Annotated in this window: 24 protein-coding genes; 12 read left to right on the forward strand and 12 right to left on the reverse strand. The window is 69.3% G+C overall.

Annotated elements, in window-relative coordinates; translation table 11 throughout:
* Positions 1-5: 5 nt before the first annotated feature.
* Complete coding sequence (locus tag ACFQ0E_RS06170; RefSeq protein WP_386822795.1) at positions 6-1,358, reverse strand: pectate lyase family protein; 1,353 nt, start codon at positions 1,356-1,358, stop codon at positions 6-8.
* 99 nt (positions 1,359-1,457) lie between these two features.
* On the opposite strand from ACFQ0E_RS06170, the gene ACFQ0E_RS06175 reads away from it, so the two are divergent.
* The 8 genes from ACFQ0E_RS06175 (at position 1,458) to ACFQ0E_RS06210 (ending at position 9,228) form a co-directional block, all read left to right on the forward strand.
* Positions 1,458-2,345: a 2-keto-4-pentenoate hydratase gene (locus ACFQ0E_RS06175; protein ID WP_386822796.1), complete on the forward strand. Its 888-nt coding sequence runs from the start codon at positions 1,458-1,460 to the stop codon at positions 2,343-2,345.
* Positions 2,342-3,370: a TRAP transporter substrate-binding protein gene (locus ACFQ0E_RS06180; RefSeq protein WP_386822797.1), complete on the forward strand. Its 1,029-nt coding sequence runs from the start codon at positions 2,342-2,344 to the stop codon at positions 3,368-3,370. Before ACFQ0E_RS06175 ends, ACFQ0E_RS06180 begins: the two co-directional genes overlap by 4 nt.
* Before the next feature lie 25 nt (positions 3,371-3,395).
* Positions 3,396-3,893, forward strand: coding sequence for a TRAP transporter small permease (locus tag ACFQ0E_RS06185; protein ID WP_386822798.1), 498 nt, complete (start codon positions 3,396-3,398; stop codon positions 3,891-3,893).
* A 1-nt stretch (position 3,894) separates the two neighbouring features.
* A complete protein-coding gene (locus ACFQ0E_RS06190; protein WP_386822799.1) occupies positions 3,895-5,172 on the forward strand; it encodes a TRAP transporter large permease in 1,278 nt (425 codons plus the stop codon).
* Between the two features lie 55 nt (positions 5,173-5,227).
* On the forward strand, positions 5,228-6,295 hold the full coding sequence (locus ACFQ0E_RS06195; RefSeq protein WP_386822800.1) for a LacI family DNA-binding transcriptional regulator: 1,068 nt from the start codon (positions 5,228-5,230) through the stop codon (positions 6,293-6,295).
* 126 nt (positions 6,296-6,421) lie between these two features.
* A complete protein-coding gene (kduI, locus tag ACFQ0E_RS06200) occupies positions 6,422-7,279 on the forward strand; it encodes a 5-dehydro-4-deoxy-D-glucuronate isomerase (protein WP_386822801.1) in 858 nt (285 codons plus the stop codon).
* A gap of 7 nt (positions 7,280-7,286) precedes the next feature.
* A complete protein-coding gene (kduD, locus tag ACFQ0E_RS06205) occupies positions 7,287-8,057 on the forward strand; it encodes a 2-dehydro-3-deoxy-D-gluconate 5-dehydrogenase KduD (protein WP_386822802.1) in 771 nt (256 codons plus the stop codon).
* A gap of 4 nt (positions 8,058-8,061) precedes the next feature.
* Positions 8,062-9,228 carry a cupin domain-containing protein gene (locus ACFQ0E_RS06210; RefSeq protein ID WP_386824062.1) on the forward strand — a complete coding sequence of 389 codons (1,167 nt, stop codon included), beginning with the start codon at positions 8,062-8,064 and terminating at the stop codon, positions 9,226-9,228.
* 55 nt (positions 9,229-9,283) lie between these two features.
* Here ACFQ0E_RS06210 and ACFQ0E_RS06215 read toward each other — a convergent pair whose 3' ends face one another.
* Complete coding sequence (locus ACFQ0E_RS06215) at positions 9,284-11,527, reverse strand: AAA family ATPase (RefSeq protein WP_386822803.1); 2,244 nt, start codon at positions 11,525-11,527, stop codon at positions 9,284-9,286.
* A gap of 255 nt (positions 11,528-11,782) precedes the next feature.
* Between ACFQ0E_RS06215 and ACFQ0E_RS06220 the strand changes: the two genes are divergently transcribed.
* Complete coding sequence (locus tag ACFQ0E_RS06220) at positions 11,783-12,226, forward strand: hypothetical protein (RefSeq protein ID WP_386822804.1); 444 nt, start codon at positions 11,783-11,785, stop codon at positions 12,224-12,226.
* Positions 12,227-12,304: 78 nt separating this feature from the next.
* On the opposite strand, the gene accC is transcribed toward ACFQ0E_RS06220, so the two are convergent.
* The 10 genes from accC to ACFQ0E_RS06270 form a co-directional block, all read right to left on the reverse strand.
* Entirely contained in the window at positions 12,305-13,672 is a 1,368-nt protein-coding gene (accC, locus tag ACFQ0E_RS06225; protein WP_386822805.1) for an acetyl-CoA carboxylase biotin carboxylase subunit, read from the reverse strand.
* Between the two features lie 10 nt (positions 13,673-13,682).
* Positions 13,683-14,165 (reverse strand): acetyl-CoA carboxylase biotin carboxyl carrier protein, encoded by a 483-nt coding sequence (gene accB / locus ACFQ0E_RS06230; protein WP_386822806.1) that lies wholly within the window; start codon positions 14,163-14,165, stop codon positions 13,683-13,685.
* Positions 14,166-14,247: 82 nt separating this feature from the next.
* A complete protein-coding gene (gene aroQ / locus ACFQ0E_RS06235) occupies positions 14,248-14,685 on the reverse strand; it encodes a type II 3-dehydroquinate dehydratase (RefSeq protein ID WP_386822807.1) in 438 nt (145 codons plus the stop codon).
* A 255-nt stretch (positions 14,686-14,940) separates the two neighbouring features.
* Positions 14,941-15,396 (reverse strand): roadblock/LC7 domain-containing protein, encoded by a 456-nt coding sequence (locus ACFQ0E_RS06240; protein WP_137851202.1) that lies wholly within the window; start codon positions 15,394-15,396, stop codon positions 14,941-14,943.
* Between the two features lie 326 nt (positions 15,397-15,722).
* A complete protein-coding gene (locus ACFQ0E_RS06245) occupies positions 15,723-16,322 on the reverse strand; it encodes a TlpA family protein disulfide reductase (RefSeq protein ID WP_386822808.1) in 600 nt (199 codons plus the stop codon).
* Positions 16,323-16,352: 30 nt separating this feature from the next.
* Positions 16,353-18,764, reverse strand: a complete 2,412-nt coding sequence (locus ACFQ0E_RS06250; protein ID WP_386822809.1) for a protein-disulfide reductase DsbD family protein — start codon at positions 18,762-18,764, stop codon at positions 16,353-16,355.
* Between the two features lie 11 nt (positions 18,765-18,775).
* On the reverse strand, positions 18,776-19,150 hold the full coding sequence (cutA, locus tag ACFQ0E_RS06255; RefSeq protein ID WP_386822810.1) for a divalent-cation tolerance protein CutA: 375 nt from the start codon (positions 19,148-19,150) through the stop codon (positions 18,776-18,778).
* Entirely contained in the window at positions 19,147-19,557 is a 411-nt protein-coding gene (locus ACFQ0E_RS06260) for a helix-turn-helix transcriptional regulator (protein WP_386822811.1), read from the reverse strand. The genes cutA and ACFQ0E_RS06260 overlap by 4 nt, the downstream gene beginning before the upstream one ends.
* A 550-nt stretch (positions 19,558-20,107) precedes the next feature.
* Positions 20,108-20,497, reverse strand: coding sequence for an MAPEG family protein (locus ACFQ0E_RS06265; RefSeq protein ID WP_386822812.1), 390 nt, complete (start codon positions 20,495-20,497; stop codon positions 20,108-20,110).
* Between the two features lie 136 nt (positions 20,498-20,633).
* Positions 20,634-21,566 carry a carbohydrate kinase family protein gene (locus ACFQ0E_RS06270; RefSeq protein WP_386822813.1) on the reverse strand — a complete coding sequence of 311 codons (933 nt, stop codon included), beginning with the start codon at positions 21,564-21,566 and terminating at the stop codon, positions 20,634-20,636.
* A 395-nt stretch (positions 21,567-21,961) separates the two neighbouring features.
* Between ACFQ0E_RS06270 and ACFQ0E_RS06275 the strand changes: the two genes are divergently transcribed.
* From ACFQ0E_RS06275 to mreD, 3 genes are all read left to right on the forward strand, one after another.
* Positions 21,962-23,008 (forward strand): rod shape-determining protein, encoded by a 1,047-nt coding sequence (locus ACFQ0E_RS06275; protein WP_137851209.1) that lies wholly within the window; start codon positions 21,962-21,964, stop codon positions 23,006-23,008.
* Positions 23,009-23,201: 193 nt separating this feature from the next.
* Complete coding sequence (gene mreC, locus ACFQ0E_RS06280) at positions 23,202-24,233, forward strand: rod shape-determining protein MreC (RefSeq protein WP_386822814.1); 1,032 nt, start codon at positions 23,202-23,204, stop codon at positions 24,231-24,233.
* Complete coding sequence (gene mreD / locus ACFQ0E_RS06285) at positions 24,230-24,709, forward strand: rod shape-determining protein MreD (protein ID WP_386822815.1); 480 nt, start codon at positions 24,230-24,232, stop codon at positions 24,707-24,709. The genes mreC and mreD overlap by 4 nt, the downstream gene beginning before the upstream one ends.
* The last annotated feature ends 1 nt before the right edge of the window (position 24,710 follow it).

The following is a 24,710-nucleotide window of genomic DNA, read 5'->3' on the forward strand; positions in this document are numbered from 1 at the left end:
CGATCTCAGCGCAGCGGTTCGCGACGCGGCAGCGGCTTGAGCGGCTCCATGGTGTCGAGATTCCAGTCGGCTTCGACGAAGGCCTGCCGGGTTTCGGCATGCTTCGGATAGCCACCGACTTCCTGCTCGCTGTCGATGATCTCGCCGCGACCCTCGATGGTGTCGGCGAGGATGCGGCGATCGATGTCGTCGCGATCCCACGGACGCGCGCCGGCGTTGGCGATCACCGCGTCCTGCACGTCTCTCGCCGCCAGCGGCTTCACGCCGAAGGGCAGGGCGGGCGCAGTCTTCAGCGCACGCACCCCGGCCGGCGCGGTGCTGTAGCGGCCCTGCATCGGCAGGGGCTGGCCGATGCGGTCCACCGCGAGGTTGTCGTGCAGGTAGAGGTCGAGCCCGCCGGAACCGCCGAACATGAAGAACACCGCGCTCTGCGGCGTGTCGGGGCCGCCGCGCATGACGTTGCCGATCAGCGACAGGCGACCGTCCTGGTACGGGTGGCCCTCCCATTCGGCGGCGACGAGGTTGTAGTGCACCGCGCGCTGGCCGGGGTTGTAGATCAGGTTGTTGATGACCGTGCCCTGCGTGCCGCCCTTGAACATCGGGTTGCGCTCGTTGTTGTGCGCGTAGAGGTTGCCGACGATGAGGATGTCGCGCGCGTTGTCGTGGATCAATGAGCCCTTCGAGTGCTCGCCCTTGCCATGGCTGGAATGCGCCAGGCCTTCGGCGATGAGGTTGTTGCTGAAGGTGATGCGGTGCGAGGTGTTCGCGCGCCACTGCTCCGGCGTGTCGCCGCCGAAACGCGGGCCGGAGGCGGACAGGTTCTCGTCGGTGGCCCAGGTCAGCGAACAGTGGTCGACGATCACGTCGCGCGCGCCGACGGTGGAGATCGCGTCGAAATCCACGCCGCTGCGCTTGGCCTGGCCGGCTTCGCCGGGGCGCACGCGGATGTGGCGGACGACGACATCGTGCGTGGCGATGTCGATGCCGCCGCGGATCAGGGTGATGCCCGGCTGCGGCGCGGTCTGTCCGGCGATGGTGAGGAAGGGCTCGCGGATCTTCACCGTCTTCAGCTGCAGGTCGATCACGCCGCCGACTTCGAAGACCACGATGCGCGGCCCCTTCGCGTTCACCGCTTCCAGGAACGAGCCCGGACCCTCCGTGGCCAGCGTGGTCACGCGGACGATGCGTCCACCGCGTCCGCCTGGCGTATGCGCGGCCCAGCCCTGCGCGCCGGGGAAGGCCGGCTGGGATGTCGCGGAAGCGTGGGGCGCCGGAGCGGCGGCGCCGACGGCGAAGGCCATGGCGAGCGTCATGGCCGCGAGGCTGCGGAAAGCGGTGCGGACGGTGCTGCGGGTCATGCCTGGTCCCTCCCGGGGTTGCCCTATCGTGCACTGCAGATTGTCAATGACACCGGTTTCCTATACAACTCCCCCTCGACGAGACCACACGGCGCACCGATGACCGAGACCGCAATGGGAGACGATGCCGAGAGCTGGGAGATCGCACGGCGACTGACCGGCGCCCGACGGCGCGCCGAGGCGCTGACGGTCTATCCCGGTGCGCAGCCGCCCTCGCTGGAGGCGGGATACGCCTGCCAGGACGCGGCCATCGCGCTCTGGGAGCGCCCGGTCGCCGGCTGGAAGGTCGGCAGGATTCCCGATGCCTGGCTGGCGCGGATGGGCGAGGACCGTCTGGTCGGGCCGATCTTCGCCGGTGCGGTGCAGGCGCCGCCTGCGGTTTCGCGATCCGCCGAGGGGCTGCCGGTACACGCAGGGACTTTCGAAGTCATTCCCGGCGGCTTCGCTGCCGTGGAGGCGGAATTCGTGTTCTGCATCGCCCGTGATGCGGCGCCGGGCAAGATCGAGTGGTCCGACGAGGAAGCGCTGGCGATGGTCGCCAGCCTGCATGTCGGCGCGGAACTGGCGGGCAGCCCGATGCCGATGATCAACGACCTGGGGCCGGCGATCGTGGTGTCGGACTTCGGCAACAACGCCGGCCTGATCCTCGGACCGGCAGTCGTCGACTGGCGCGCCGCGCTGCGCGACGACCTGGTCTGCCGCACCTTCGTCCAGGATGTCGAGGTGGGGCAGGGGCGCGCCAGCGGCATCGCCGGCGGGCTGGTCGCTGCGCTGCGCTTCGCCCTGACCCGCTGCGCGAAACGCGGCATGCCGCTGCGCGCGGGGCAGTGGGTGTCGACCGGCGCGGCCACCGGCATCCATGACGTCATCGCAGGACAGCATGCGCGCGTGGTCTTCGATGGCGTCGCCGAAATCCACGTGACGATGCAGCAGGCGACGATGCAGCAGGCGGCTATGCATCAGGTGCGGCCGGAGGGAGGGGCATGACAGGAGATCACGACACCGGCAGTCAGGCCGATCGCGGCCGTCGGCGGCTGCTCGCTGGGCTGTGCGCGCTGGGCGCCGCGCATGCGACGGGCGTGCTGGCCTCGGACCGTCGTGCGCCCGGCGTGTTCACCGCGACCGACGTGCATCCGAAGGACTATCCGACGGTCGCGGCGGTGCGCTGGATCGGCGAGACGCTCGAACGCGAAACGAACGGGCGCCTGCGCATCCGCATGTACCACGCCGGCCAGCTCGGTCGCGAATCCGAGACGCTGGAGATGGCGCGCTACGGTGCGATCGACTTCGCCCGCGTGTACACCGGCGCGCTCAACAACGCCTTTCCGCTGACCCGTGCGCTGTGCATGCCGTTCGCGTTCGATTCGACCGAACACCAACGCCGCGTGCACGACGGCAAGGTCGGCGCCGAGGTGCTGCGCGGGTTCGAGACGCGCGGCGTGGTCGGCCTGGCGCTGTACGACAGCGGGCCGCGCTGCTTCTACAACACGCGCCGACCGCTGCATTCGCCGCGCGACCTCGCCGGTCTCAAGATCCGCGTTCCGCCTTCGGACATCTTCATCGAGCTGATCGGCCTGCTCGGCGGCAATCCCACGCCGCTGCCGATCGGCCAGGTGTTCTCCGCGCTGGAAACGCATCTGATCGATGGCGCCGAGAACAACATCCGCAGTTTCCACGCCAGCCGGCACTTCGAAACCGCCCGCTACTGGTCGCAGACCGGGCATTCCTATGCGCCCGACGCGCTGCTGGTCTCGAAGCGCACGCTCGACGGGTTGTCGCGTTCCGATCGTGTGCTGCTGCTCGATGCCTCGCGCGAATCGGTCAAGGTCATGCGTCGGCTGTGGGATGCATCGGAAGCCGAGGCGCGCCGTGCGCTGGCCGAGGCGGGCATCCAGTCGAACACCGTTGATGGCCCATCGTTCCGGAAGGCGGCCGAGCCGCTGGTCCGCGAGCTGCTGCGCGATCCGGCGCTGCGCGCGCTGCATGCCGCCATTCGCGATGCGGCGGGCTGAGGAGACTGACCATGAGGAACGAGGCATGACCGGAGAGAGTGCATCGGCGCCGCGCAGCGGTTTTGACCGCCTGGCGGCATGGACAGTCGGCGTGGCGGCGACCGCGCTGGCGCTGCTGGTCGCGGTACAGGGCTGGCAGGTGTTCGCACGCTACGTCCTGGATCATTCGCCGGGCTGGGTCGAACCGGCGACGGCGGTGCTGCTGACCGGCGCGATGTCGTTCGGCGCGGCGGCCGGTGTGCACCACGAGCGCCATTTCGCGTTCACGCTGCTGGCCGATGCTGCGCCGCCCTCGCTGCGTCGCGCGCTGTTCATCGCGACGAAGGGGCTGATCGCACTGCTCGGCGCGGGCCTGGCCTGGTGGGCGACGCGGCTGTTCCTCGACGGCGCCGACGTGCGCGCAGCGGGCGCGCCGTTTCCGGAATCGCTGCCGTATGCGCCGGTCGCGGTGGGCGGCGCGCTGATGGTGGTGTTCGCGATCGGCCGCTGCATGGCGACACGCACGCATGGGGAGTCCCGCTGACATGGCGATCGCACTGCTTTTCATCGCATTCACCCTGCTGCTCGCGATCGGCGTGCCGGTCGCGTACGCGCTGGCCGTCGCGACCCTGGCGACGCTGCTCTACGTGGACCTGCCGCCGCTGGTGCTGGTGCAACAGGTCACCGCCGGCGCGGGATCCTCGTCGCTGGTCGCGATTCCGCTGTTCATCCTTGCCGGCGAGATCATGATGCGCGGCGGCATTTCCGAGCGCCTGATCGGCCTCGCCAGCGCGCTGGTCGGGCGCATGCGCGGCGGGCTCGGGCAGGTCAGCATCGTGTCCTCGCTGTTCTTCGGTGGCGTGTCCGGGTCGGCGATCGCCGACGTGTCCGCCGTCGGCGGCGCGATGATCCCGCAGATGGTGCAGCGCGGCTATGCGAAGGACTACGCGGTGAACGTGAGCATCAACGCCGCGCTGGTCGCGCTGCTGGTGCCGCCGTCGCACAACCTGATCCTGTTTTCCGCGGCGGCCGGCGGTGGCGTGTCGATCATCGACCTGTTCGCGGCGGGCATGCTGCCGGCGCTGCTGATGACCCTGGCGATGATGGTCACCGCCTACGTGCTGGCGCGCCGTGCCGGGTACGGCACCGAGGCCTTCCCGGGATTCGCGGTACTGGCGCGGCGCTTCGTGTCGGCCTTGCCCGGCCTGTTGCTGGTGGCGCTGATCTTCTTCGGCATCCGCGCGGGCATCTTCACCGCCGTGGAGAGCGCGGCGGTCGCGGTGCTTTACGCACTCCTGGTCGCGGGCCTCGCCTATCGATCGCTCGGCTGGTCCGCATTCCTCGAAACGCTGGCGCATGCATCGCGCACCACCGGCGCGATCCTGTTCGTCATTGCGGCGGCGGCCGCGTTCGGCTGGATGCTGGCCTATCTCGAAGTGCCGGCCGCCACGGTCGAGGCGCTGCGCGCGATCGCGCACGACAAGGTGATGGTGCTGCTGCTGATCGTGCTGGTGCTGCTGTTCCTCGGCACCTTCATGGACCTGGCACCGATGATCCTGATCTGCACGCCGATCTTCCTGCCGGTGGCCAAGGCCTACGGCATCGATCCGCTTCAATTCGGTGTCGTATTGATCCTCGCCGGCGGCATCGGCCTAGTCACGCCGCCGGTCGGCTCGGTGCTGTTCGTCGGTACCGCGATCGGCCGCATCGGCATCGGCGAGGCCCTGCGCACCATCTGGCCGTTCTGGCTGGCCGCGCTGTGCGTGCTGCTCGCGGTCGCCTTCGTGCCGGGCGTGACGCTGTGGCTGCCCACCATCCTGTGAGGATCGAATGTCCACCCGGAGACACACCCCTGCGGATTCGGTCCATAATCCACGCATGACCGCGAAAACCACCGTCCCCAGGAGTACCACCGCCCAGCAGCCGCCGGCGCCGGGCAAGGCCACCATCAACGACATCGCCCGGCTCGCCGGCGTGTCGAAGAAAACGGTGTCGCGGGTCATCAACGACTCGCCGCTGGTCAAGCCGGACACACGCGCGAAAGTGCATGCGTTGATGCGCGAATACGGTTATGCGCCAGATCCGCAGGCGCGCGGCCTCGCATTCCGCAAATCGTTCCTGGTCGGTCTCGTGTTCGACAACCCGACCGCGCAGTACATCGTCAACATGCAGTACGGCGTCCTCGACGCGTTGCGCGACACCGGCTACGAGCTCGTCGTGCATCCCTGCGACAGCAAGCGCGAAGGCTACATCGACGGCATCCGCCGCTTCGTGCTGCAGCAGAAGCTGCACGGCGTGATCCTGATCCCGCGCGTGTCCGAAGACCAGGCCCTGGCCGAAGCACTGCGCGAGATCGACTGCCGCTACGTGCGCATCGCATCGGTGCCCTTCGACGAGGCCGGTCGCATGCTGGTCACGCAGGACCGCATCGCCGGTGCGGAAGCGGCGGATTACCTCGAATCGCTCGGTCATCGCCGCATCGGCCTCATTACAGGTCCGAAGCGCTACCGTTCCTCGATCGAGCGCGGGGGCGGTTTCCTCGATGCGCTGGCGAAGCGCGGCGTGCAGGTGCCGCCCGAGAATGTGTATGAAGGCGGCTACACCTTCGAGTCCGGCGTGGCCGGCGCGGAACAGCTGCTGTCTCGCCCGGACCGCCCCACCGCGATCTTCGCCTGCAACGATGAAATGGCCGCCGGCGTGTACAAGGCCGCGCAGCGCATGGGCATTTCGATCCCGGTCGAGCTGTCCGTGGTCGGCTACGACGACAGCCCGCTGGCCTCGCAGCTGTGGCCGGCGATGACCACCGTTCGCCTGCCGGTACGCGACGTGGGCCGCCAGGCGGCCTCGCTGCTGCTCGCGCAGGACGCCAGCCAGGTCGCGGTGATGGCCAGCGTGACCCCGCACCTCGTCGCCCGCGATTCCTGCCTGCCGCCGCAGGCAGGCTGACGTCCATCCAATTCCGTTCGTCGCAGCCGTGGCGCTGCGTTGTATGTCTCGCTTGGTAACCGGTGTCAATTTGTCGAAAACCTCGCTATGATCGATCCCGACCGAGGGATCCCACTGGGGGAACTGATGTTCGAGAAGACCCTTCACGCCTGCCATCCCGATTCGATGGCAGGCGCCAGCAACCAGCAGTTGCGCGACCGCTACCTGATCGACGGCCTGTTCGTCGCCGATGCGGTGCGGCTGAACTACACCCATTACGAACGCATCGTGGTCGGCGGCGCCGCCCCGGTGGGTTCCACGCTTTCGTTGCCCGTGCAGACCCAGCCGGCCTCCGCGGCCGGCAAACCCTTCCTCGAACGCCGCGAACTGGGCGTGGTGAACGTCGCCGATGGCGACGGCACCGTGACCGTCGACGGTGTCGCCTACACGCTCAAGTCGCGCGATGCGCTGTATGTGCCGATGGGCAGCGCGGAGGTGACCTTCGCCTCCGCCGATGCCGAAGGTCCCAATGGGCCCGCACGTTTCTACCTGTTTTCCACGCCCGCACATGCGCGCTACGAGACGAAGCACATCTCGATCGCCGACGCGGTGCCGCTCGAACGCGGCGCGCTGGAGACGTCGAACGAACGCACGATCTACCAGTACATCGTGCCGGCGACTTGCCAGTCCTGCCAGCTGCTGCTCGGGCTGACGTTGCTGAAGTCCGGCAGCGTGTGGAACACGATGCCGCCGCACCTGCACGACCGCCGCAGCGAGGTCTATTTCTACTTCGGCCTCGGCGACGACCAGAAGGTCATGCACTTCATGGGCGAACCGTCGGACATGCGCCACCTCGTGATCGGCAACGAGGAAGCGGTGGTGTCGCCGCCGTGGTCGATCCACATGGGCTCGGGTACGCGCAACTACGGCTTCATCTGGGCGATGGGTGGCGAGAACCTCGACTACACCGACATGCACCAGCTCGACATCTGCCAACTCAAGTGAGGCGCGCATGAGCAATCCCGTGAGCAATGCATTGTTCGATCTGACCGGCAAGGTCGCGCTGGTCACCGGCGGCAACACCGGCCTGGGCCAGGGCGTCGCGCTGGCGCTGGCGCAGGCGGGCGCGGACATCGCGGTCGCCGGCATCGTCCCGGCCGAGGACACCGCCGCGCAGGTGCGCGCGCTCGGTCGTCGCTTCATCGACATCCAGGCCAACCTGATGTCGGTCGAACCCATTGCGCGCATCGTCGAGGAAACCCTGTCCGGCCTCGGTGGACTCGACATCCTCGTCAACAACGCCGGCCTGATCCGTCGTGCCGACGCCGTCGATTTCAGCGAGCAGGACTGGGACGACGTGATGAACGTGAACATCAAGTCCGCGTTCTTCATGTGCCAGGCCGCAGGCAAGCACTTCATCGCGAACGGCGGCGGCAAGATCATCAACATCGCCTCGATGCTGTCCTTCCAGGGCGGCATCCGCGTGCCCTCGTACACGGCGAGCAAGTCCGGCATCGCCGGCATCACCCGTCTGCTCGCCAACGAGTGGGGCGCGAAGGGCGTGAACATCAACGCCATCGCACCGGGCTACATGGCCACCGACAACACCGCGCAGCTGCGCGCCGATGCCGAGCGGAGCAAGGCGATCCTCGATCGCATTCCTGCAGGTCGCTGGGGCGAGCCCGGCGATCTCGCCGGCGCGGCGATCTTCCTCGCCAGTCGCGCATCCGACTACGTCAATGGCGCGATCATCCCCGTCGACGGCGGCTGGCTGGCGCGCTGAGGCGATGGACCTGCGCGTCGTGCTCGCGCTGTGCCTCTGGCTCGCGTGCGCGACCGCAGCGCACGCGAACGACATGCAGGAAAGCACGGGGCCGCGTCGCGTGTTCATCGCCGGCGATTCCACCGCCAGCGCGTATGGTCCCGAGCGCGCCCCGCGCCAGGGCTGGGGCATGCAGCTGCAGTCCTTCCTCGATGCGAAGGCGTGGTCGGTGCGCAACCATGCGCAGAGCGGGCGCAGTGCGCGCAGCTTCATCGAGCAGGGCTGGCTGGACGGCATCGCGAAGGAGTTGCGGCGCGGCGACGTGCTGCTGGTCCAGTTCGGTCACAACGACGCGAAAGTCGAAGACCCGGCGCGCTACAACGAGCCGCGCGACGCGTTTCCGGCATGGTTGATGCGCTATGTCGCGCTGGCGCGCGAACGCGGCGCGACGCCGATCCTCGTCACGCCGGTCGCGCGACGCAAGTTCGACCGAGGCCAGTTGCTCGACACGCACGGGCTCTACACCCAGTCCGTGCGCGATCTCGCCGCGCGCGAACGCATCGGGCTGATCGATCTGAACACGCGCAGCATGGACTGGCTGCGCGCGCTGGGAGACGAACCGTCGAAGCGTTTCTTCATGCACGTGCCGGAAGCGCACAGCCCGAACGAGCCACAGGCCGACGACACCCATCTGCGCGATGCGGGTGCGGTGGCGGTGGCCTGTTTCGTGGTCGACGCATGGAAGATGCTCGATCCGGCCCTCGCGCCGACCGTCGTGCGCGACACCGATTGCGGTGCGAAACCGACATCGCTCGCCGATCGTGCATCGCAGGCGCAGCCCTCGGTGGTGCTGCCTCGCGATGCCATCGTGCCGCGCGCGCAGCCCGGTCCGCATGGCGGGCCCGGCGAGACCATGGCCTATCCGATGTTCGCCGATGCGCAGGACATGCCGTTCCAGTTCCGCCGTCGCGTGCTGCGCAAGGGCGCCGGCATCGGTCTGCATCCGCATGACCACGACGAGATCTACTACGTGCTCGCCGGGCGCGGGCGCTACTTTCTCGATGGCCGCGAGCATGCGGTCGCCGCAGGCGATGCCCTGCTGACGCGGGCAGGCAGCACGCACGGGATCCTGCAGGATGGCGATGCGGACCTGGAGTTGCTGATCGTCTACCTCAGTCGCCGCGCGCACTGAACGCGGCGACGCGCGCTCAGTCGAACGCATCAGTCGAACGCATCAGTCGAACGCATCAATCAAAATCGGCCAACGCGATCGCGACCGCATCCGGATCGCCGGCCTCGATCGCGCGCGCCACGGCGCGATGCTCGGCGCTTTCCACCCAACTGCGCAGGTCGCGACCGCTCTTGCCGTCGACGCGTGCGGCCAGCGTGCGCGCGCCGTCGGCGACCGGGAAGGACAGCGGCTTGCCGTCGAGCAGCACGGCGATCAGGCGCGCGACCGCGTCGCGGTCGGGCAGCGGGATCTCGATCTGCTTGGGCAGGCGCGAGAGCACGGCCGGATCGATCTGGTCGCGGCGGTTGGTCGCGGCGAGCACGAACACCGGCTGCGTCTGCGCGGCGATCCCGTCCATTTCCTGCAGCAGCTGGCCGACGATCTCGGTCAGGATCGCGTCGTTCTGTCCGCCGCGCGTGGCGGCGATGATGTCGAGTTCGTCGATGAACAGCAGCGAGGGTGCGGCCTCGCGCGCGCGCTCGAAGAGTTCGCGCACCTTCTGCCCGCTCTGCCCGAGATAGCCCTGCTTGATGTCGGCCGTGGACGCGCCGATGAAGCGCAGCCCGGTCTCGTTGGCGAGCGTGCGCGCGACCTGGGTCTTGCCTGTGCCCGGCGGGCCGTAGAGCAGCAGCCCGCGCGGCACGCCGATGCCGCGCTTGCGGAAGGTGTCGGCGTGCTGCAGCAGGCCGGCGGTGGTCTTCAGTTCCTTGAGCGTCGCTTCCGGCAGGATCAGCGTGTCCCAGCTGGCGCGCGCATCGGTCGCCGTGGAGCCCTGCTTCCGCAGGGCCTTAGTGAGGCTTTCGAGCGCATCGTCGCCCAGCGCCTGCTGCGTCCCGTGCTCGCGCGCGGCGCGCTTGGCCAGACCGACCAGATCGCGGCCGGAGAGTCCGACGGTCAGCGCGACCGTGCGCGGCGGCAGCGGCGGCGGGATGCCCAGGCGCGCGAATTCCTCGGCGAGGATGCCCAGGCGCTGCGCATCCTCGGGCAGGCCGATCTCGATCTGCTCCTCGAAGCGCGACAGCAGGGCGGGGTCGATCAGGTCGCGCCGGTTCGTCGCGCCGATCACCCACACGTGCTTCTGCTTCTCGAAGCCGTCCCACTGGGCGAGGAAGGCGGTGACGATCTCCTCGACGAAGCTGTCGGTGCCGACGCCGCCGCGCCGGCCGAACACGGTCTCGCATTCGTCGACGAAGATCACCGCGCAGGGCTCGGCCACGGCCTTGCGCCACAGCGCCTTCACGTTCTCGCCGCTCTGGCCGACGTAGCCGGATTTCAGGTCGGGCAGCGACAGCGGATAGAACGTGCAGCCCATGCATTCGGCGAAGGCGCGCGCGATGCGCGTCTTGCCCGTGCCCGGCGGGCCGTACAGCAGCAGGCCGTGCGTGGCGGTCGCGCGGCCTTCGACGAAGTGCGCGGCCAGCGTGGCGAGGCGCTGCTTGAGCGCGGGCGCGAGCGCCACGCCTTCCCAGGCCTTGGCTGGATCGACGGGCGCGGGTGTCTCCATCTGCCCCGAGCGGAGGTTGCGGCTGCGCTCGATGCGATCGGCGTGCGCGGCATGGCGGTCGCAGGCGCGGTCGAAGTGCTGCGCGAGCAGGCGCACGTCCTTGGGCAGCGCGGGAAACGCGTCCACCTGCAGCAGGTTGCGGTCCCACATCAGCGCGGGCAGGCGACCCTCGGTGCGCAGCAGGATCAGGCCGCGGCCGTTGTTCTGCGCATCGGAAACCGCGATGACCAGATCGCCCGGCGCGAGGTTCTGCGCGCGCTTCCAGGCCTCCCAGCCGAATCCGCTGGCGGTGTCCGGGACCGGCGCCACGGTGTAGGCGCAGGGGAATTCGCCGCCGGCATCGATGCGTTCCAGGCGCATGAGCCTGAACGTGTATCCGGCGAGCACGATGCGCGGATAGACCAGGCGTTCGAACAGCAGCAGCGCGGCGATGACGATGCCGACGGTGATCGGCGACAGTTCCGGCGGCATCCAGGCGGACGGGATCCAGCGCGGCGAGATCAGCGGCGCCAGCCAGATCGTCGCGGCCGAGGCGAGGATCAGCACTGCGGACGCGATGACCAGCCAGCGCGACGGCACATGCATCCGGACCCGTCGTCCGCGCTGGCGCAGGTGCTTCGGGGGCGAGAGCAGGCGGATCATGCCGAGCGTGGCGTAGTGTCGGCGCAGGACGGTATCGATGCGCTGCGAGAGCGTGCGCAGATCGGCCTCGATCTTGCGCGGGTCGCTGCCGACGACGTGGAATTCGCTGTTCACCTGTCCGGGCCTTCCCTGGAGACGCTGTGGAATATGCCGATGATACGGCGCCGATGCGCAAGCCGCTGTCCGATCGATGCGCCGAATCGCGTTTCAGTGGTCGGGACCGGTGTTGCCGGGCCCGCCACGGCCAGGGGGACGTGGTCGTCGAGTCCGGCGTCGGCCCATGGCCCCGTCGTGCATCTGTCCCGATCCTTCCCCGCCTGCGCACCGTCGCGGCCGGATGCCGCGTCCCACTCCGGTAAGGATCCATCGATGGCCATGGGCAGCTTCAACGAACGCGTCGCGGTCGCGGTCGACCTCATCAGGTCCCGCTTCCCGAATGCGTGCCTGCACGGCGCGCAGGGCTGGTGCTCTTCCGGCCCGACCAGCACGCCCATGGCCATCGACCGCCTCAAGGTGCTGTTCCGCAACGACGACGGCACCGTGCTGATGCTGGAGGAGACCGGCTACCGCGAGTTCGGCGAGCTGCGTCGCCTCGACCCGCCGCCGCCGGTCGGTGGTCCGATCGACTGGCCGATCGAGATGGACCTGCCCGAGGCCGACAACCGCAAGGAAGAAGCGGCCTGGATCGATCCCTACGTCACCGTGACCCTGCGCGCGGGCGTGGGCGGCAACCCGGAATTCGTGTTCGGCGGCAACCCGCAGTGCCCGGCGGTGATCGTCGACACGGTGACGGGCGACGCGCGCGAGGGCTGAGCGCTCCGCACCGCATCGCCCAAACGAAGACGCCCCGGCGAACCGGGGCGACTTCTTGTCCGCAGGACCTTGGCGCGATCAGAGGATCGACAGCGTCTTTTCCTTGCGCTCGGCGAGGCGCTTTTCGAGGTAGTGGATGTTCTGGCCGCCGGTCTGGAAACCGATGTCGGCCATGATCCGCTGCTGCAGGGCGATGTTGGTCTTGATGCCGTCGACGACCATCTCGCTCAGGGCGACCTTCATGCGCGCGATCGCGGTGGCGCGGTCGGGCGCGTGCACGATCAGCTTGCCGATCATCGAGTCGTAGTTCGGCGGCACCGCGTAGCCTTCGTAGATGTGCGAGTCCACGCGCACGCCGGGGCCGCCGGCGGCGTGGAAGTGCTTGATCAGGCCGGGCGAGGGCAGGAAGGTGTCCGGGTCCTCGGCGTTGATGCGGCACTCGATGGCGTGGCCGTTGAGCACGATGTCGCTCTGCCTGATCGACAGCTTCTGACCGGCGGCGATGAGCAGCTGCTCCTTCACCAGGTCGATGCCGGTGATCATCTCGGTCACCGGATGCTCCACCTGGATGCGGGTGTTCATCTCGATGAAGTAGAAGCGGCCGTTCTCGTACAGGAACTCGAAGGTGCCGGCGCCGCGATAGCCGATGCGCACGCAGGCTTCGGTGCAGACGCGGCCGATCTGTTCACGCTGTTCGGGGGTGATGCCCGGTGCCGGCGCTTCCTCGACCACCTTCTGGTGGCGGCGCTGCATCGAGCAGTCGCGTTCGCCGAGGTGGATCGCGTTGCCCTGGCCGTCGGCCAGCACCTGGATCTCGACGTGGCGCGGGTTCTCCAGGAACTTCTCCATGTAGACCTGTTCGTTGCCGAACGCGGCCTTGGCTTCGCTCTGGGTGGTCTGGATCGCGGCGACCAGCGCGGCCTCGGTGTGGACCACGCGCATGCCGCGTCCGCCGCCGCCACCGGCGGCCTTGATGATGACCGGGTAGCCGATCTCGCGGGCGATGCGCACGTTCTCCTTCGCATCGTCGCCGAGCGGGCCGCCGCTGCCGGGCACGCAGGGCACGCCCGCGGCCTTCATCGCGCGGATCGCCTCGACCTTGTCGCCCATCATCCGGATGGTCTCGGCGCGCGGACCGACGAAGATGAAGCCGGAGGATTCGACGCGTTCGGCGAAGTCGGCGTTCTCGCTGAGGAAGCCGTAGCCCGGGTGGATCGCCTGGGCGTCGGTGACCTCGGCGGCGGCGATGATCGCCGGCATGTTGAGGTAGCTGTCCCTGGAGGCCGCCGGGCCGATGCAGACCGACTCGTCGGCCATGGCGACATGCTTGAGGTTGCGATCGACGGTGGAATGCACCGCGACCGTCTTGATGCCCAGCGCGTGGCACGCGCGCAGGATGCGCAGTGCGATCTCGCCGCGGTTGGCGATGACGACCTTATCCAGCATGGGAAGGTCCTCAGCCGATCACGAACAGGGGCTGATCGAATTCCACCGGCTGGCCGCTTTCGCACTGGATCGCGAGCACGGTGCCGGAGACGTCGGCCTCGATCGGGTTGAACATCTTCATCGCTTCGACGATGCCCAGGGTTTCGCCCTGCTTCACGGTCTGGCCGACCTTCACGAAGGCCGGCTTGTCCGGCGACGGCGAGGCGTAGAAGGTGCCGACCATCGGCGAGCGCACGACATGACCGGCGGGCAGGTCGTTGCCCGGGCGACCGCCGGTGGCGGCTTCGACCGGCGACTGCATCGGCATCACCGGCTGCGCGGCGCGCGGGGTGTGTTCCAGCTGCAGCGGTGCCGGCGGCGGCGCGCTGATGGCCACGCCGCCCTTCGGCACGCGGGCGAGGCGAACGGATTCTTCTCCTTCCTTGATCTCGATCTCCGCAAGGTTCGACTCTTCCAGCAGATCGATCAGTTTCTTGATTTTGCGCAGGTCCATGAGGTGGTCTCGTTCTCGTTCGGTGCCGCGGCGGGCCACGGCGTCGTTTCGGGGAAATCTTTCAGGCAGAACTTTCGGGGGATCAGGTGTCCAGGCGGCGGATGGCCGCCGCCAGGGCCAACCCGTAGCTCAGGGGGCCGAAGCCGGCGACGATGCCGACCGCGAGGTCGGTGAAGTAGCTGGTGTGGCGGAACGGCTCGCGAGTATGCGGGTTGGACAGGTGCACTTCGATGAAAGGGATGGCCACGGCCGCCAGGGCGTCGCGGATGGCGACCGAGGTGTGCGTGAAGGCGGCCGGGTTGATCAGGATGAAGTCGACTTGGCCTTTCGCGGCCTGGATGCGATCGACCAGGGCGTGCTCGGCATTGGACTGGAACGACGCCAGCTGGTGGCCGGCGGCTGCGGCGCGCTCGGCGAGGTCCGCGTCGATGTCCGCCAGCGTCGCATGCCCGTAGATCCCGGGTTCGCGGGTGCCGAGCAGGTTCAGGTTGGGGCCGTGCAGGACGAGGAGCCGCGCCATGGAACTGGTCCGACGATTGGGAAGCCAGTCTGCGCGAAAGCCGGAGTACTGTCCAGATCGGCGAAGATCGCCTCATTTTCAATCGCGCGTTTGAAACGGAGGCGCTGCGGACGCCCAAAAAGTTACGGCCCCGGCATTGCTGCCTGGGGCCGTCGCCCTGCACGGGTTGTCGGGTCGTCGCGGCCTGTCGGCGCGACTGCAGCCGGGATGTGGCGTCCGGGCTGCGGGGATTCGAAGGGTCGGGAGGCGGTGCGGTCAGCGGTCCAGGTGGGCTGCCGAACACAGCGTGGCGATGGTGGTGGCGCAGTGACGGGTCAGGCTGGTCAGCAGGCCCGGGTTGGTCTCGTGGCCGGTCGCGGTCAGCATCACCATCTGGTGGCCCGGGCGCGGCACGCGCTGGATCACCGCGATGCCCGCGTCGGTGTGGACCACCATGTCGGTGAAGCCGTGCTGGCCCAGATCGCGGGTCAGGGTCTCTGCCATGTTCGACAGGGCGCTGGCCACCGCCGCCAGCCGGGGGGCGTCGAGCATCGGCGCGGCGGCGTGGGCGAGGTGGTGGCCTTCCAACGTCGACAGCACGCAGGCCTGGCCGTCCGGGATGCCTGCCAGCATGCCGTGCATCGCGCGCACGACGTCGTTGTAGCGGCTGTACTCGAAGTACTTGCCGAACAATCTGCTCTGCGCGGGGAAGGGCACGGTATTCGCGGACATGGCGGTCGACCGGGGGTGGCGGGGCGGGTGCCGTCGAAGACGGCGCCCGGGGTGCGGCGGCGCGGGTGCGTCGCCTGCCTGAACACAAGCATCCTTCGTGCCAAGTGCCCCTGTCAGGACTTGCAGGGGCCGGCTGCGGTCGTATCGGAGGAAAGGCGCCGGAAAATCAGCGCGCACGCGACTCGCGGCGCTGCGGATGGCCGAAAGCCTGTCCGCAGGACAGGCCAGCGCGGGGTGCCGCAGGGGGGCAGACGGGTGCCGCGCTGTGTCGCATGCGGCGGTGCATGCTGGCGCCCGGGGGCAGTCTCCGGTGCTCGTCGCCGGCCTCAGCGCGCTGGGGCGACGAAGTCGTCCAGTTCGCCCGGGACGAAGGGGCCGACCCGACGCTCGATCAATCGGCCATCGGCGCCGATCAGCACCGAATAAGGCAGCACGCCCTTGCGATTGCCCAGCGAGACGCTGGCATCGGCAGGTCCGGCGGTCTCGATGAGGATCGGATAGTCGACCGGCACGCGCTTGAGGAAGGCGCGCACCGCCTCCGGCTCGTCGAGCGCGATGCCGACCACCTGCACGCCGTTCGCGCCTTCCTTCGCGCTGAACCGCTGCAGTTCCGGCATTTCCTCGATGCAGGGCCCGCACCAGCTGGCCCAGACGTTGATCAGCAGCGGTCGCCCGCGCCAGGCGCCGGGCACGTCGGTGTGCCTGCCGTCGAGATCGGGCAGGCGCAGCGCGGGGATGGGCTTGCCGATCTCGGCGATCGGCAGGCCGGCCGGTGGCTTGGGCGCGCGGGCGTCCATGGTCTCCTGCAGCACCTGCTGGCCGAGCTTGCTTCGCCACAGCGGTCCGGGACCGTTGACAAGCAGGCCGGCCACGGCGCCGAGCACGGCGGCGAGGAAGGCGACGATGAGGACAGTGCGGGTGCTCATGCGGGTCGGTACGTCATGCAACGCGATCGATCACTGCGCCGCCTTCGCCAGCGCGTCTTCCACCAGCGCCGGCGTGAGTACCGTCGGCAGCTTGCTGCCTTCGCCGCCGCCGCGCGGATAGACTACGTACAGCGGCACGCCGTAGGCCTTGTAGCGCTGCAGGTACGCGGTGATCTCCGGATCGACGTCGGTCCAGTCGCCGACCATGTAGACGGCGTCGTGCTTGTCCAGCGCGTCTCGGAAGCCCTCGCGCGCGAACACGGTCTTCTCGTTGGCCTTGCAGGTGACGCACCAGTCGGCGGTCATGTTGACCAGCACCACGCGATTCGCGGCGCGCAGGTCGGCGAGGCGCTGCGCGGAATAGGGCACGGTGACGCTTTCGGCAGGTTGTTTGACGCGCGCGGCCTCGTGTGCGGGCAGTGCGGCGATGCGCGACAGCGCCCACGGCAGGGCGAGCAGGGCGAGCAGCGCAGCGACGAAGCCCCAGCGCGCGGCGTGCATGCGCGCATGCGTCCACGCCCAGGCAGCGAAGGCGACGGCGAGCGCGGCGACCGCCCACAGGCCGACCGCATCCGCGCCGCGCTGTTTCGCCAGGACCCACAGCAACCAGATCGCGGTGGCGTACAGCGGGAACGCGAGCAGTTTCTTCAGCGTGTCCATCCACGCGCCGGGGCGCGGCAGCAGCCGCGCGAGCGCGGGCACGAAGCCGACCAGCAGGAACGGCAGCGCCAGGCCCAGGCCAAGGCAGGCGAAGACCAGCAGCGCCGACGCGGTGGGTGCGGTGAACGCCCAGCCCAGGGCCGGCGCCATGAACGGCGCGGTGCAGGGCGCCGCGACCACCACGGCGAGCACGCCGGTGAAGAAATCCCCGGCCGCGCCGCTGCGGCTGGCCAGGCCCTGCCCGGCGCCGACCCAGCGCCCGCCGATGTGCCAGACACCGGACAGGCTCAGCCCGAAGGCGAACATCACCAGGCCGAGCGCCGCGACCACGCCCGGCTTCTGCAGCTGGAAGCCCCAGCCCAGCGCCTCGCCGGCATGGCGCAATGCCAGCACCGCTGCGCCCAGCGCGACGAAACTGACCAGCACGCCGGCCGCGTACCAGAGCGCATGCGCCTTGGCGCGCGCGGCGCCGTCGTTGCTCTCGACCAGGCCGAGCAGCTTGATCGACAGCACCGGCAGCACGCAGGGCATGAGGTTGAGGATCAGGCCGCCGAGCAGCGCCAGCAGCATCGCCGCGAGCAGGCCGGCGGGGGCGTCGTCCGACGGTGGCGCTGCCGACGGCGCATTGCCGCGGGTGTCGGCACCGGTCTCCGCAGTCATGTCGGCGGCCGGAGACGCCGTGCCTGCATCGCGCGCGATCGGCGCCGCGGCCGTCGCATTCTCCGGTATCGCCGCTGGCGTCGCTGCGCTACCCGTCGTGGACGCAGGCGTCGTGGCCTTCGCGGCGACCGGACTGGCAGCCGGCGCCGCGCGCACTTCGCCGCGCGGCAGCGCCAGCTTCACCCGCCGGGTCATCGGCGGGTAGCAGATGCCGTCCGTCTCGCAGCCCTGGAAGGTCACGCGCAGCGTCACCGTCTGCGCGTCCGGCTTGCTGCGGTACAGCGGCAGCGGCACGTCGATCTGCCGGAAATAGACGATGACCGCGCCGAAATGCTCGTCGTGGTGCGACGTGCCCGGCGGCCACTTCGGCGCGCCCGGCGTGATGCCGTCGGCGTCGAGCGACACCTCGGTGCGGTCGCGATACAGGTAATAGCCGTTCGCGGGCGTGAAGCGCAGCAGCAGGGTGTTGCCGTCGCCGACGATCGCCTCGAAGCCGAAAGCGCGGTCCTCGGGCAGTGCGGTGCGCACGGCGTCGCCGCCACCGCCCAGCGCACCGCGCAGGCCGCCGGCGAGACCGCCGCCGCCGTTGCGGGCGAGCGGATTGAAGTCGTCCGCGTCGGACGCGGCAGGCGCGGTCGCGGCGGGCTGCGGCGAGGCGGCCTTCGACGCCGAGCCCCCGGGCAGCGACACGGTCAGCGTGCGCGTCTGCGGCGGGTAGCACAGGCCGGCGTCGGCGCAACCCTGGTATTTGATCTTCAGCGTGACCTGGCCGCCGCTGCCGACGATGCGCGGCAGCGTGGCCACCAGCTGGCCGCGGTAGATCTCGGTCTTGCCGAAGAATTCGTCCTCATGCGGCTTGCCCTTCGGCAGCTGCATCGCGCCGCTGCGCACGCCCGCCGGGCCGGTGGCTTCGAGCGAGATGCGATGACGGTAGAGGTAATAGCCTTCGGCGATCTTCCAGCGCACCGCAACGGCATCGGCGCCGTCGGCCTCGGCGCTCAGCACGTAGGCCTGGTCGACCGGCAGCAGGTCGTCCTCGTCGATGGCGGCTGCGGCGGGCAGGGCGATCGACAGCGGCAGCAGGGCGAGGGCGCCGATCAGGCGTCGAAACATGGGGGGCATGAACAAAGCGCTCAGTCGATGGCGGGCGCCGCATCCGTCGCGCCGTCGGCGGCGCGGGTACTGTCGGCGACCCAGTGTAGGTAGGCGGGCAAGCCTGCGACAGCCGGCAACGCCACGAGTTCCGGCACGTCGTAGGGGTGCAGCGCGACCAGTCGCGCCTGCAGTCGATCGAAACAGGCCCGGGTGGTCTTGAGGATCAGCAGGACCTCGCCGGCGGCTTCGATCCGGCCGTCCCAGCGATAGATCGATTCGACCCCGGGCAGCAGCTGCGCGCAGGCGACCAGGCGTTCCTCGACCAGCGCCCTGCCCAGCGCCCGGGCGCCGTCGAGGTCCGGGCAGGTGCAGAAGCAGGCCAGGACATCGTCGTCGGCGACGCCGGCGCTCATTCCGCCGCCAGCGTCGGTCGGCGCGGCCGGTTCCGGCCCAGGCGCCTGGCGGTCAGCTCCTCAAGGATTTCGACCATCGCGATGCGGGTGCGCGGCGAGGCATCGCGGAACGAGGTCACCAGGCGCAGCTCCAGGGGATCCTCGACCAGGATCGCGTCGGCGGCGGACACCGAGTCCAGCACCGCGTCCTCGGACAGCTGCATCTTGCCGCGGCCGGTCGCCAGCCACTCGAACGCCACCCCGGTGACCGTGGCCACGGTGCGCAGGTGGTCGACGCTGGGATTCTTGCCCTGGGGCGACTCCCAGTGGCTGACTGCACTGCGTTGCACGCCGATGGCCTCGGCCAGCTTGGCCTGCGAGAGCCCGGCATGCCTGCGTGCGAGTCGTATCCGGTCCTGTGAGTGCATGTTTGTGTGACCCAGTTCACCGAATAGGCGGGTTTGCCTGTTATCGAAACACTTCTGTTGAGGATATGGCAAATGACAGTGATATTCACGTCGCTATCAAAATTGGCTGCACATTGTCCGCTTTTGGTAGCATGCCACCATAGATAGCATGTGAATCAGGGAGATAGCGCGCGTTGCTCATGCCCGCTCACCGGGATTGGCCGTTTCGTGCGATTCGCCCATCTTGGCATTGCAGAATGCATCGGTATTCTCACTCCAGCCGGTAGGGACGCTGGCTGCAATACGGAGGTTGCAAGGGGGGGAACGCACCTGCACGGGTGACGTCAGGATGGTCTTCTCCGGGAGCGCGCACTATATGTGCGCGCTCTTTTTGTTTGCGCGTCCGGAAAATCCACGGACGCCAGCCGCCAATCCAGGCATGCGCGCACGGGCCGCGCAGACAGCCACGCGCCGGACGGGCATCAACTGGATGAGCCATCGGGAGCGGCGATAGGCCGCCCGGCCCCGGGTTCGGTCCGGGGAGCTGTCGATGTCGATGCCCGCAGCGCCGTCAGCCGGCGGAGAGCGCGGCCTGGACCATCAGCGCGACCACGCAGCCGATGCCGCCGAACCAGCTCAGCGAGCGCAGCAGGTGCAGGTTGGCCAGGTAGAAGACGCCGTGCAGGATGCGGCAGCCGATGAAGAGCATCGCCAGCAGGGAGATCCGCGAAGGATCCACGCCCGCCGCCTGCGCCATCAGTACGCCGGCCGCGAACGGGGCGAAGGCTTCGAAGGCATTGAGCTGCGCCGACACCCCGCGCTGCACGCGGGGGTGGGACTGTTTCGCGGCCCAGCCGCGCGGGTCGCGGTTGTCGTAGCGCTCGCCGGCGGACTTGCCGATGCCGACCCAGAGGTAGGGCAGGGCGGCAGCGATGAGGATGCACCAGTAGGCGATGGCCAAGACGGACTCCGTGCGTGTCGGGGGAGCCCGCAGGGTAGCCCATGCGCTGGCGATCCGGCGGGGCGTGCAGGCCTGTGCCTGCACGCCCCGGTCGCGTCAGGTCAGGTCAGGTCAGGTCAGGTCAGGTCAGGTCAGGTCAGAGCGCGTAGCCGAACTGCTGGCGGAACTGCTCGGCGAACTCTGCGTAGTCGAAGCGCTGGTTCTGGGTGCCGGGGTGCTCGACCTTCAGCGCGCCCATCAGGTTGCCGATGCGGCCGATCGTCGGCCAGTCGTAGCCCTTCTCGATGCCGAAGATCAGGCCGGCGCGGAAGGCGTCGCCGCAGCCGGTGGGGTCGGTGACGCGGGTCTCGTGGGCCGGCGGGATGTCGTAGGTCGTGCCGTCGGCGTAGATCTTGGCGCCGCGCGGGCCCTGCGTGGCGATGTAGGCCTTCACCTTGCCGGCGATGGTCGCCTCGTCCCAGCCGGTGCGCTCCTGCAACAGGCTGGACTCGTAGTCGTTCACGGTCACGTAGTCGGCCTGCTCGATGAAGGCGCGCAGTTCCTCGCCGTTGAACAGCGGCATGGCCTGGCCCGGATCGAAGACGAACGGGATGCCGGCCTCGGCGAATTCCTTCGCATTCTGGATCATGCCCTCGCGACCATCCGGGCTGACGATGCCGAAGGTGACGCCCGGCACGTCCTTCACGTGGTTTTCGTACGACCGCATCATCGCGCCCGGGTGGAAGGCGGTGATCTGGTTGTTGTCGTGGTCGGTAGTGATGAAGGCCTGGGGCGTGAACAGCTCCGGGATTTCCTTCACGCGGTCCAGGGTGATGCCCATTTCGGTGAACCACTCGCGGTACGGGCCGAAGTCCGCGCCGACGGTGGCCATCGGGATCGGGTCGCCGCCGAGCAGCTTGAGGTTGTAGGCGATGTTGCCGGCGCAGCCGCCGAATTCGCGGCGCATGCGCGGCACCAGGAACGAGACGTTCAGGATGTGGACCTTGTCCGGCAGGATGTGGTTCTTGAACTGGTCGGGGAACACCATGATGGTGTCGTAGGCCAGGGACCCGCAGATCAGGGCTGCCATCGTGTCGTGTCTTCGTCGGGAAATGAGCGCGATAGCGTAGCCGCTGGGCCGGTGCGAGGCCAGTTTCCGCCGGTCCGGCGGTCGGTCGGCGCGCGGGCGGTGCGCCCTGTGCCCCGGGCGATCCGCTGTCCGTTCCGCATGTCGGCGGCCGGGCCGGCCATCCGCCGATCGCGCATCGCCGCGGTGGCGACGGATGCAGCCGGGATGAACCCGTTGGCCGGATTCCGGGAGCGAACGCGCAGTCTTCTCCCGTTTTTTTGCTAACCTAGCGCGTTCGCACGACATGGTGCGCCCGACCCCGGTTTCGCCGGCATTTCCGGGCCGCCGCAGCGTCCGTCCCGGCTTCGAAGTCTCCCCATCCCCCTCCGTTTCCGCATCCACCGGCACGCCATCCGATGTTCAAGAAGTTCCGCGGCATGTTCTCCAACGACCTGTCCATCGACCTGGGCACGGCCAACACCCTCATCTTCGTGCGCGGCCAGGGCATCGTCCTGAACGAACCTTCGGTGGTCGCGGTGCGCCACGACCGCGCCAGCGGCGGCAACCGCTCGGTCGCCGCGGTCGGCGCCGAAGCCAAGCAGATGCTCGGTCGCACCCCGGGCCACATCACCACGGTGCGTCCGATGAAGGACGGCGTGATCGCCGACTTCACCTACACCGAGGAAATGCTGAAGTACTTCATCAAGAAGGTGCACAAGTCGCGCTTCCTCAAGCCCAGCCCGCGCGTGCTGGTCTGCGTGCCCTGCGGTTCGACGAACGTCGAACGCCGCGCGATCAAGGAATCGGCCGAGGAGGCCGGCGCGCGCGAGGTCTACCTGATCGAGGAACCCATGGCCGCCGCGATCGGCGCCGGCCTGCCGGTCACCGAAGCGCGCGGCTCGATGGTCATCGACATCGGCGGCGGCACCACCGAGATCGCGGTGATCGCGCTCAACGGCATCGTCTACGCGCAGTCGGTGCGCATCGGCGGCGACCGCTTCGACGAATCCATCATCAACTACGTGCGTCGCGCCCACGGCACCCTGATCGGCGAAGCCACCGCCGAGCGCATCAAGCTGGAAATCGGCTGCGCCTACCCGCAGGCCAGCGTGCTGGAGATGGAAGTTTCCGGCCGCAACCTCGCCGAAGGCGTGCCGCGCATGATCAAGCTCAACTCCAACGAAGTGCTGGAAGCCCTGCGCGAGCCGCTGGGCGGCATTACCAGCGCGGTCAAGCTGGCCCTGGAGCAGACCCCGCCGGAACTGTGCGCCGACGTCGCCGAGCGCGGCATCGTGCTGACCGGCGGCGGCGCCCTGCTGCGCGACCTCGACAAGCTGATCAGCGAGGAAACCGGCCTGCACGTGCAGGTCGCGGACGATCCGCTGACCTGCGTCGCGCGCGGCGGCGGCCGTGCGCTGGAGCTGGTCGACATGCACGGCAACGAGTTCTTCTCTCCCGAATAAGCGTCTCCGGGGCGGGCCATCCTCCGGCCCGCTCCCGGGCTCCGGGCAGCACGCGTGGTGCCTGCCCGGGGCCGCAGCCGGTCCGCAGCCTGTCCGTAGCATGTTGTTCGCAGCTGATGGCGCCGGTTCCCCGCATGGATCGCTTCCATCGCCACGCGTCCCCCTCGCCGCGCCCTCATCCCGAACCCCAGACGTGCCTCCCTACGCCGGCCCCTCCGCACACCGTTCCGAGGACATCGCCGGCACGCTGCGGCTGCTGGTCGCGCTGGCGCTGGCCGTCGCGTTGATGGTGCTCGACCATCGCGGCGGCTGGCTCGCCACGCTGCGCGGGCACATCGAGATCGTGGCCCAACCGGTGTGGCGCCTGGCGGGCCTGCCGGCCAAGCTGGGCGACAGCGTGCGCGACGACGCCGCGACCCGCGCGCGCCTGGCGCAGGAGAACGAGACCCTGCGCAATGCCCTGCTGATCAGCGGCGCGCGCATCGCCCGGCTGCAGGCCTCGGCGGCCGAGAACGCGCGCTTGCGCGGCCTGCTCGGCGCGGTGGAGCAGGGCGGGCTGGACGTGCAGCTCGCGCCGGTCCTCGATGTCGCCCTCGATCCCACCCGCCAGCGCCTGCTGCTGGACATCGGCGCGAAGCAGGGCGTGGTGGTCGGCCAGCCGGCGCTCGATGCCGGCGGCGTGCTCGGCCAGGTGACCGAGGTGCGTTCGTCGACCGCGACCGTGCTGCTGCTGACCGATCCCGATCACGCCATCCCGGTGGCGGTCTCGCGCAATGGCATCCGCCTCGTCGCCTATGGCCGTGGGGATCGCCTGGAACTGGCCAACATCCCGACCTCCAGCGACGTGAAGGTGGGCGACCTGATCGTCACCTCCGGCCTCGGCGGCCGTTTTCCGCCCGGGTTCCCGGTCGGCACCATCACTCACCTGCGGCGCGACGAAAGCCGGGCCTTCCTCGTCGGCGACCTCAGGCCGGCGGCGCAGCTGGATCGCGGTCGCGATGTCCTGCTCCTGCGCCGCGCGCCGGCCCGCGCGCCGATCGGCCCGGCGCCGGACGCGACCGCCACCACCGCCGGCACCGAGGCGGTGGGCCCTGCGCCGGGCACGACGCAGGCCACGCCGCCTGCCGGGAGCGCGTCCGGGCCGGACCCCGCTGCGGCGGCGCCCGCACCTGCGGGCGTGACGCCTGCGACACCCGCGCCCGCCGCGCAGGAGCCCGTGCGATGAGCCGCGTCCGTCGCCCCTGGCTGTTCCCGGTCACCCTGTTCATGGCCCTGCTGCTCGGCCTGCTGCCGCTGCCCGCCATGGTCGCGCCGCTGCGCCCGTACTGGCTGGCGCTGGTGCTGGCCTACTGGCTGCTGGAGGACCACGAACGCGTCGGCCTCGTCACCGCGTTCGTCCTCGGCCTGGTCGCCGACATCGCCTTCGGCAGCCTGCTCGGCGAGCAGGCGCTGCGCCTGACCGTGCTGACCTTCATCCTCCAGCGTTTCCGCCCGCAGCTGCGCTTCTTCCCGATGGCGCAGCAGGCCTTCGCGATCGGCGGATTGCTGCTCAACGACCTGGTGATCGCCACCGCCATCCATTTCGTGATCGGCCGACCGCTCGACGGCTGGATGCACTGGTGGACGCCGGTGATCGGCGCGGCGCTGTGGCCGCCGCTGTTCGTCCTGCTCGACGGCCTGCGCGTGGGCCGGAAGCATTGAG

The organism is Lysobacter brunescens (assembly GCF_042677005.1).
GTDB lineage: Bacteria > Pseudomonadota > Gammaproteobacteria > Xanthomonadales > Xanthomonadaceae > Lysobacter_I > Lysobacter_I brunescens.

Excerpts from the sequence above, each read along its gene's own strand:
- ACFQ0E_RS06170 (WP_386822795.1), bottom strand. The coding sequence starts at position 1,358 with ATGACCCGCAGCACCGTCCGCACCGCTTTCCGCAGCCTCGCGGCCATG.
- ACFQ0E_RS06175 (WP_386822796.1), top strand. The coding sequence starts at position 1,458 with ATGACCGAGACCGCAATGGGAGACGATGCCGAGAGCTGGGAGATCGCA.
- ACFQ0E_RS06180 (WP_386822797.1), top strand. The coding sequence starts at position 2,342 with ATGACAGGAGATCACGACACCGGCAGTCAGGCCGATCGCGGCCGTCGG.
- ACFQ0E_RS06185 (WP_386822798.1), top strand. The coding sequence starts at position 3,396 with ATGACCGGAGAGAGTGCATCGGCGCCGCGCAGCGGTTTTGACCGCCTG.
- ACFQ0E_RS06190 (WP_386822799.1), top strand. The coding sequence starts at position 3,895 with ATGGCGATCGCACTGCTTTTCATCGCATTCACCCTGCTGCTCGCGATC.
- ACFQ0E_RS06195 (WP_386822800.1), top strand. The coding sequence starts at position 5,228 with ATGACCGCGAAAACCACCGTCCCCAGGAGTACCACCGCCCAGCAGCCG.
- kduI (WP_386822801.1), top strand. The coding sequence starts at position 6,422 with ATGTTCGAGAAGACCCTTCACGCCTGCCATCCCGATTCGATGGCAGGC.
- kduD (WP_386822802.1), top strand. The coding sequence starts at position 7,287 with ATGAGCAATCCCGTGAGCAATGCATTGTTCGATCTGACCGGCAAGGTC.
- ACFQ0E_RS06210 (WP_386824062.1), top strand. The coding sequence starts at position 8,062 with ATGGACCTGCGCGTCGTGCTCGCGCTGTGCCTCTGGCTCGCGTGCGCG.
- ACFQ0E_RS06220 (WP_386822804.1), top strand. The coding sequence starts at position 11,783 with ATGGCCATGGGCAGCTTCAACGAACGCGTCGCGGTCGCGGTCGACCTC.
- accC (WP_386822805.1), bottom strand. The coding sequence starts at position 13,672 with ATGCTGGATAAGGTCGTCATCGCCAACCGCGGCGAGATCGCACTGCGC.
- accB (WP_386822806.1), bottom strand. The coding sequence starts at position 14,165 with ATGGACCTGCGCAAAATCAAGAAACTGATCGATCTGCTGGAAGAGTCG.
- aroQ (WP_386822807.1), bottom strand. The coding sequence starts at position 14,685 with ATGGCGCGGCTCCTCGTCCTGCACGGCCCCAACCTGAACCTGCTCGGC.
- ACFQ0E_RS06240 (WP_137851202.1), bottom strand. The coding sequence starts at position 15,396 with ATGTCCGCGAATACCGTGCCCTTCCCCGCGCAGAGCAGATTGTTCGGC.
- ACFQ0E_RS06245 (WP_386822808.1), bottom strand. The coding sequence starts at position 16,322 with ATGAGCACCCGCACTGTCCTCATCGTCGCCTTCCTCGCCGCCGTGCTC.
- ACFQ0E_RS06250 (WP_386822809.1), bottom strand. The coding sequence starts at position 18,764 with ATGCCCCCCATGTTTCGACGCCTGATCGGCGCCCTCGCCCTGCTGCCG.
- cutA (WP_386822810.1), bottom strand. The coding sequence starts at position 19,150 with ATGAGCGCCGGCGTCGCCGACGACGATGTCCTGGCCTGCTTCTGCACC.
- ACFQ0E_RS06260 (WP_386822811.1), bottom strand. The coding sequence starts at position 19,557 with ATGCACTCACAGGACCGGATACGACTCGCACGCAGGCATGCCGGGCTC.
- ACFQ0E_RS06270 (WP_386822813.1), bottom strand. The coding sequence starts at position 21,566 with ATGGCAGCCCTGATCTGCGGGTCCCTGGCCTACGACACCATCATGGTG.
- ACFQ0E_RS06275 (WP_137851209.1), top strand. The coding sequence starts at position 21,962 with ATGTTCAAGAAGTTCCGCGGCATGTTCTCCAACGACCTGTCCATCGAC.
- mreD (WP_386822815.1), top strand. The coding sequence starts at position 24,230 with ATGAGCCGCGTCCGTCGCCCCTGGCTGTTCCCGGTCACCCTGTTCATG.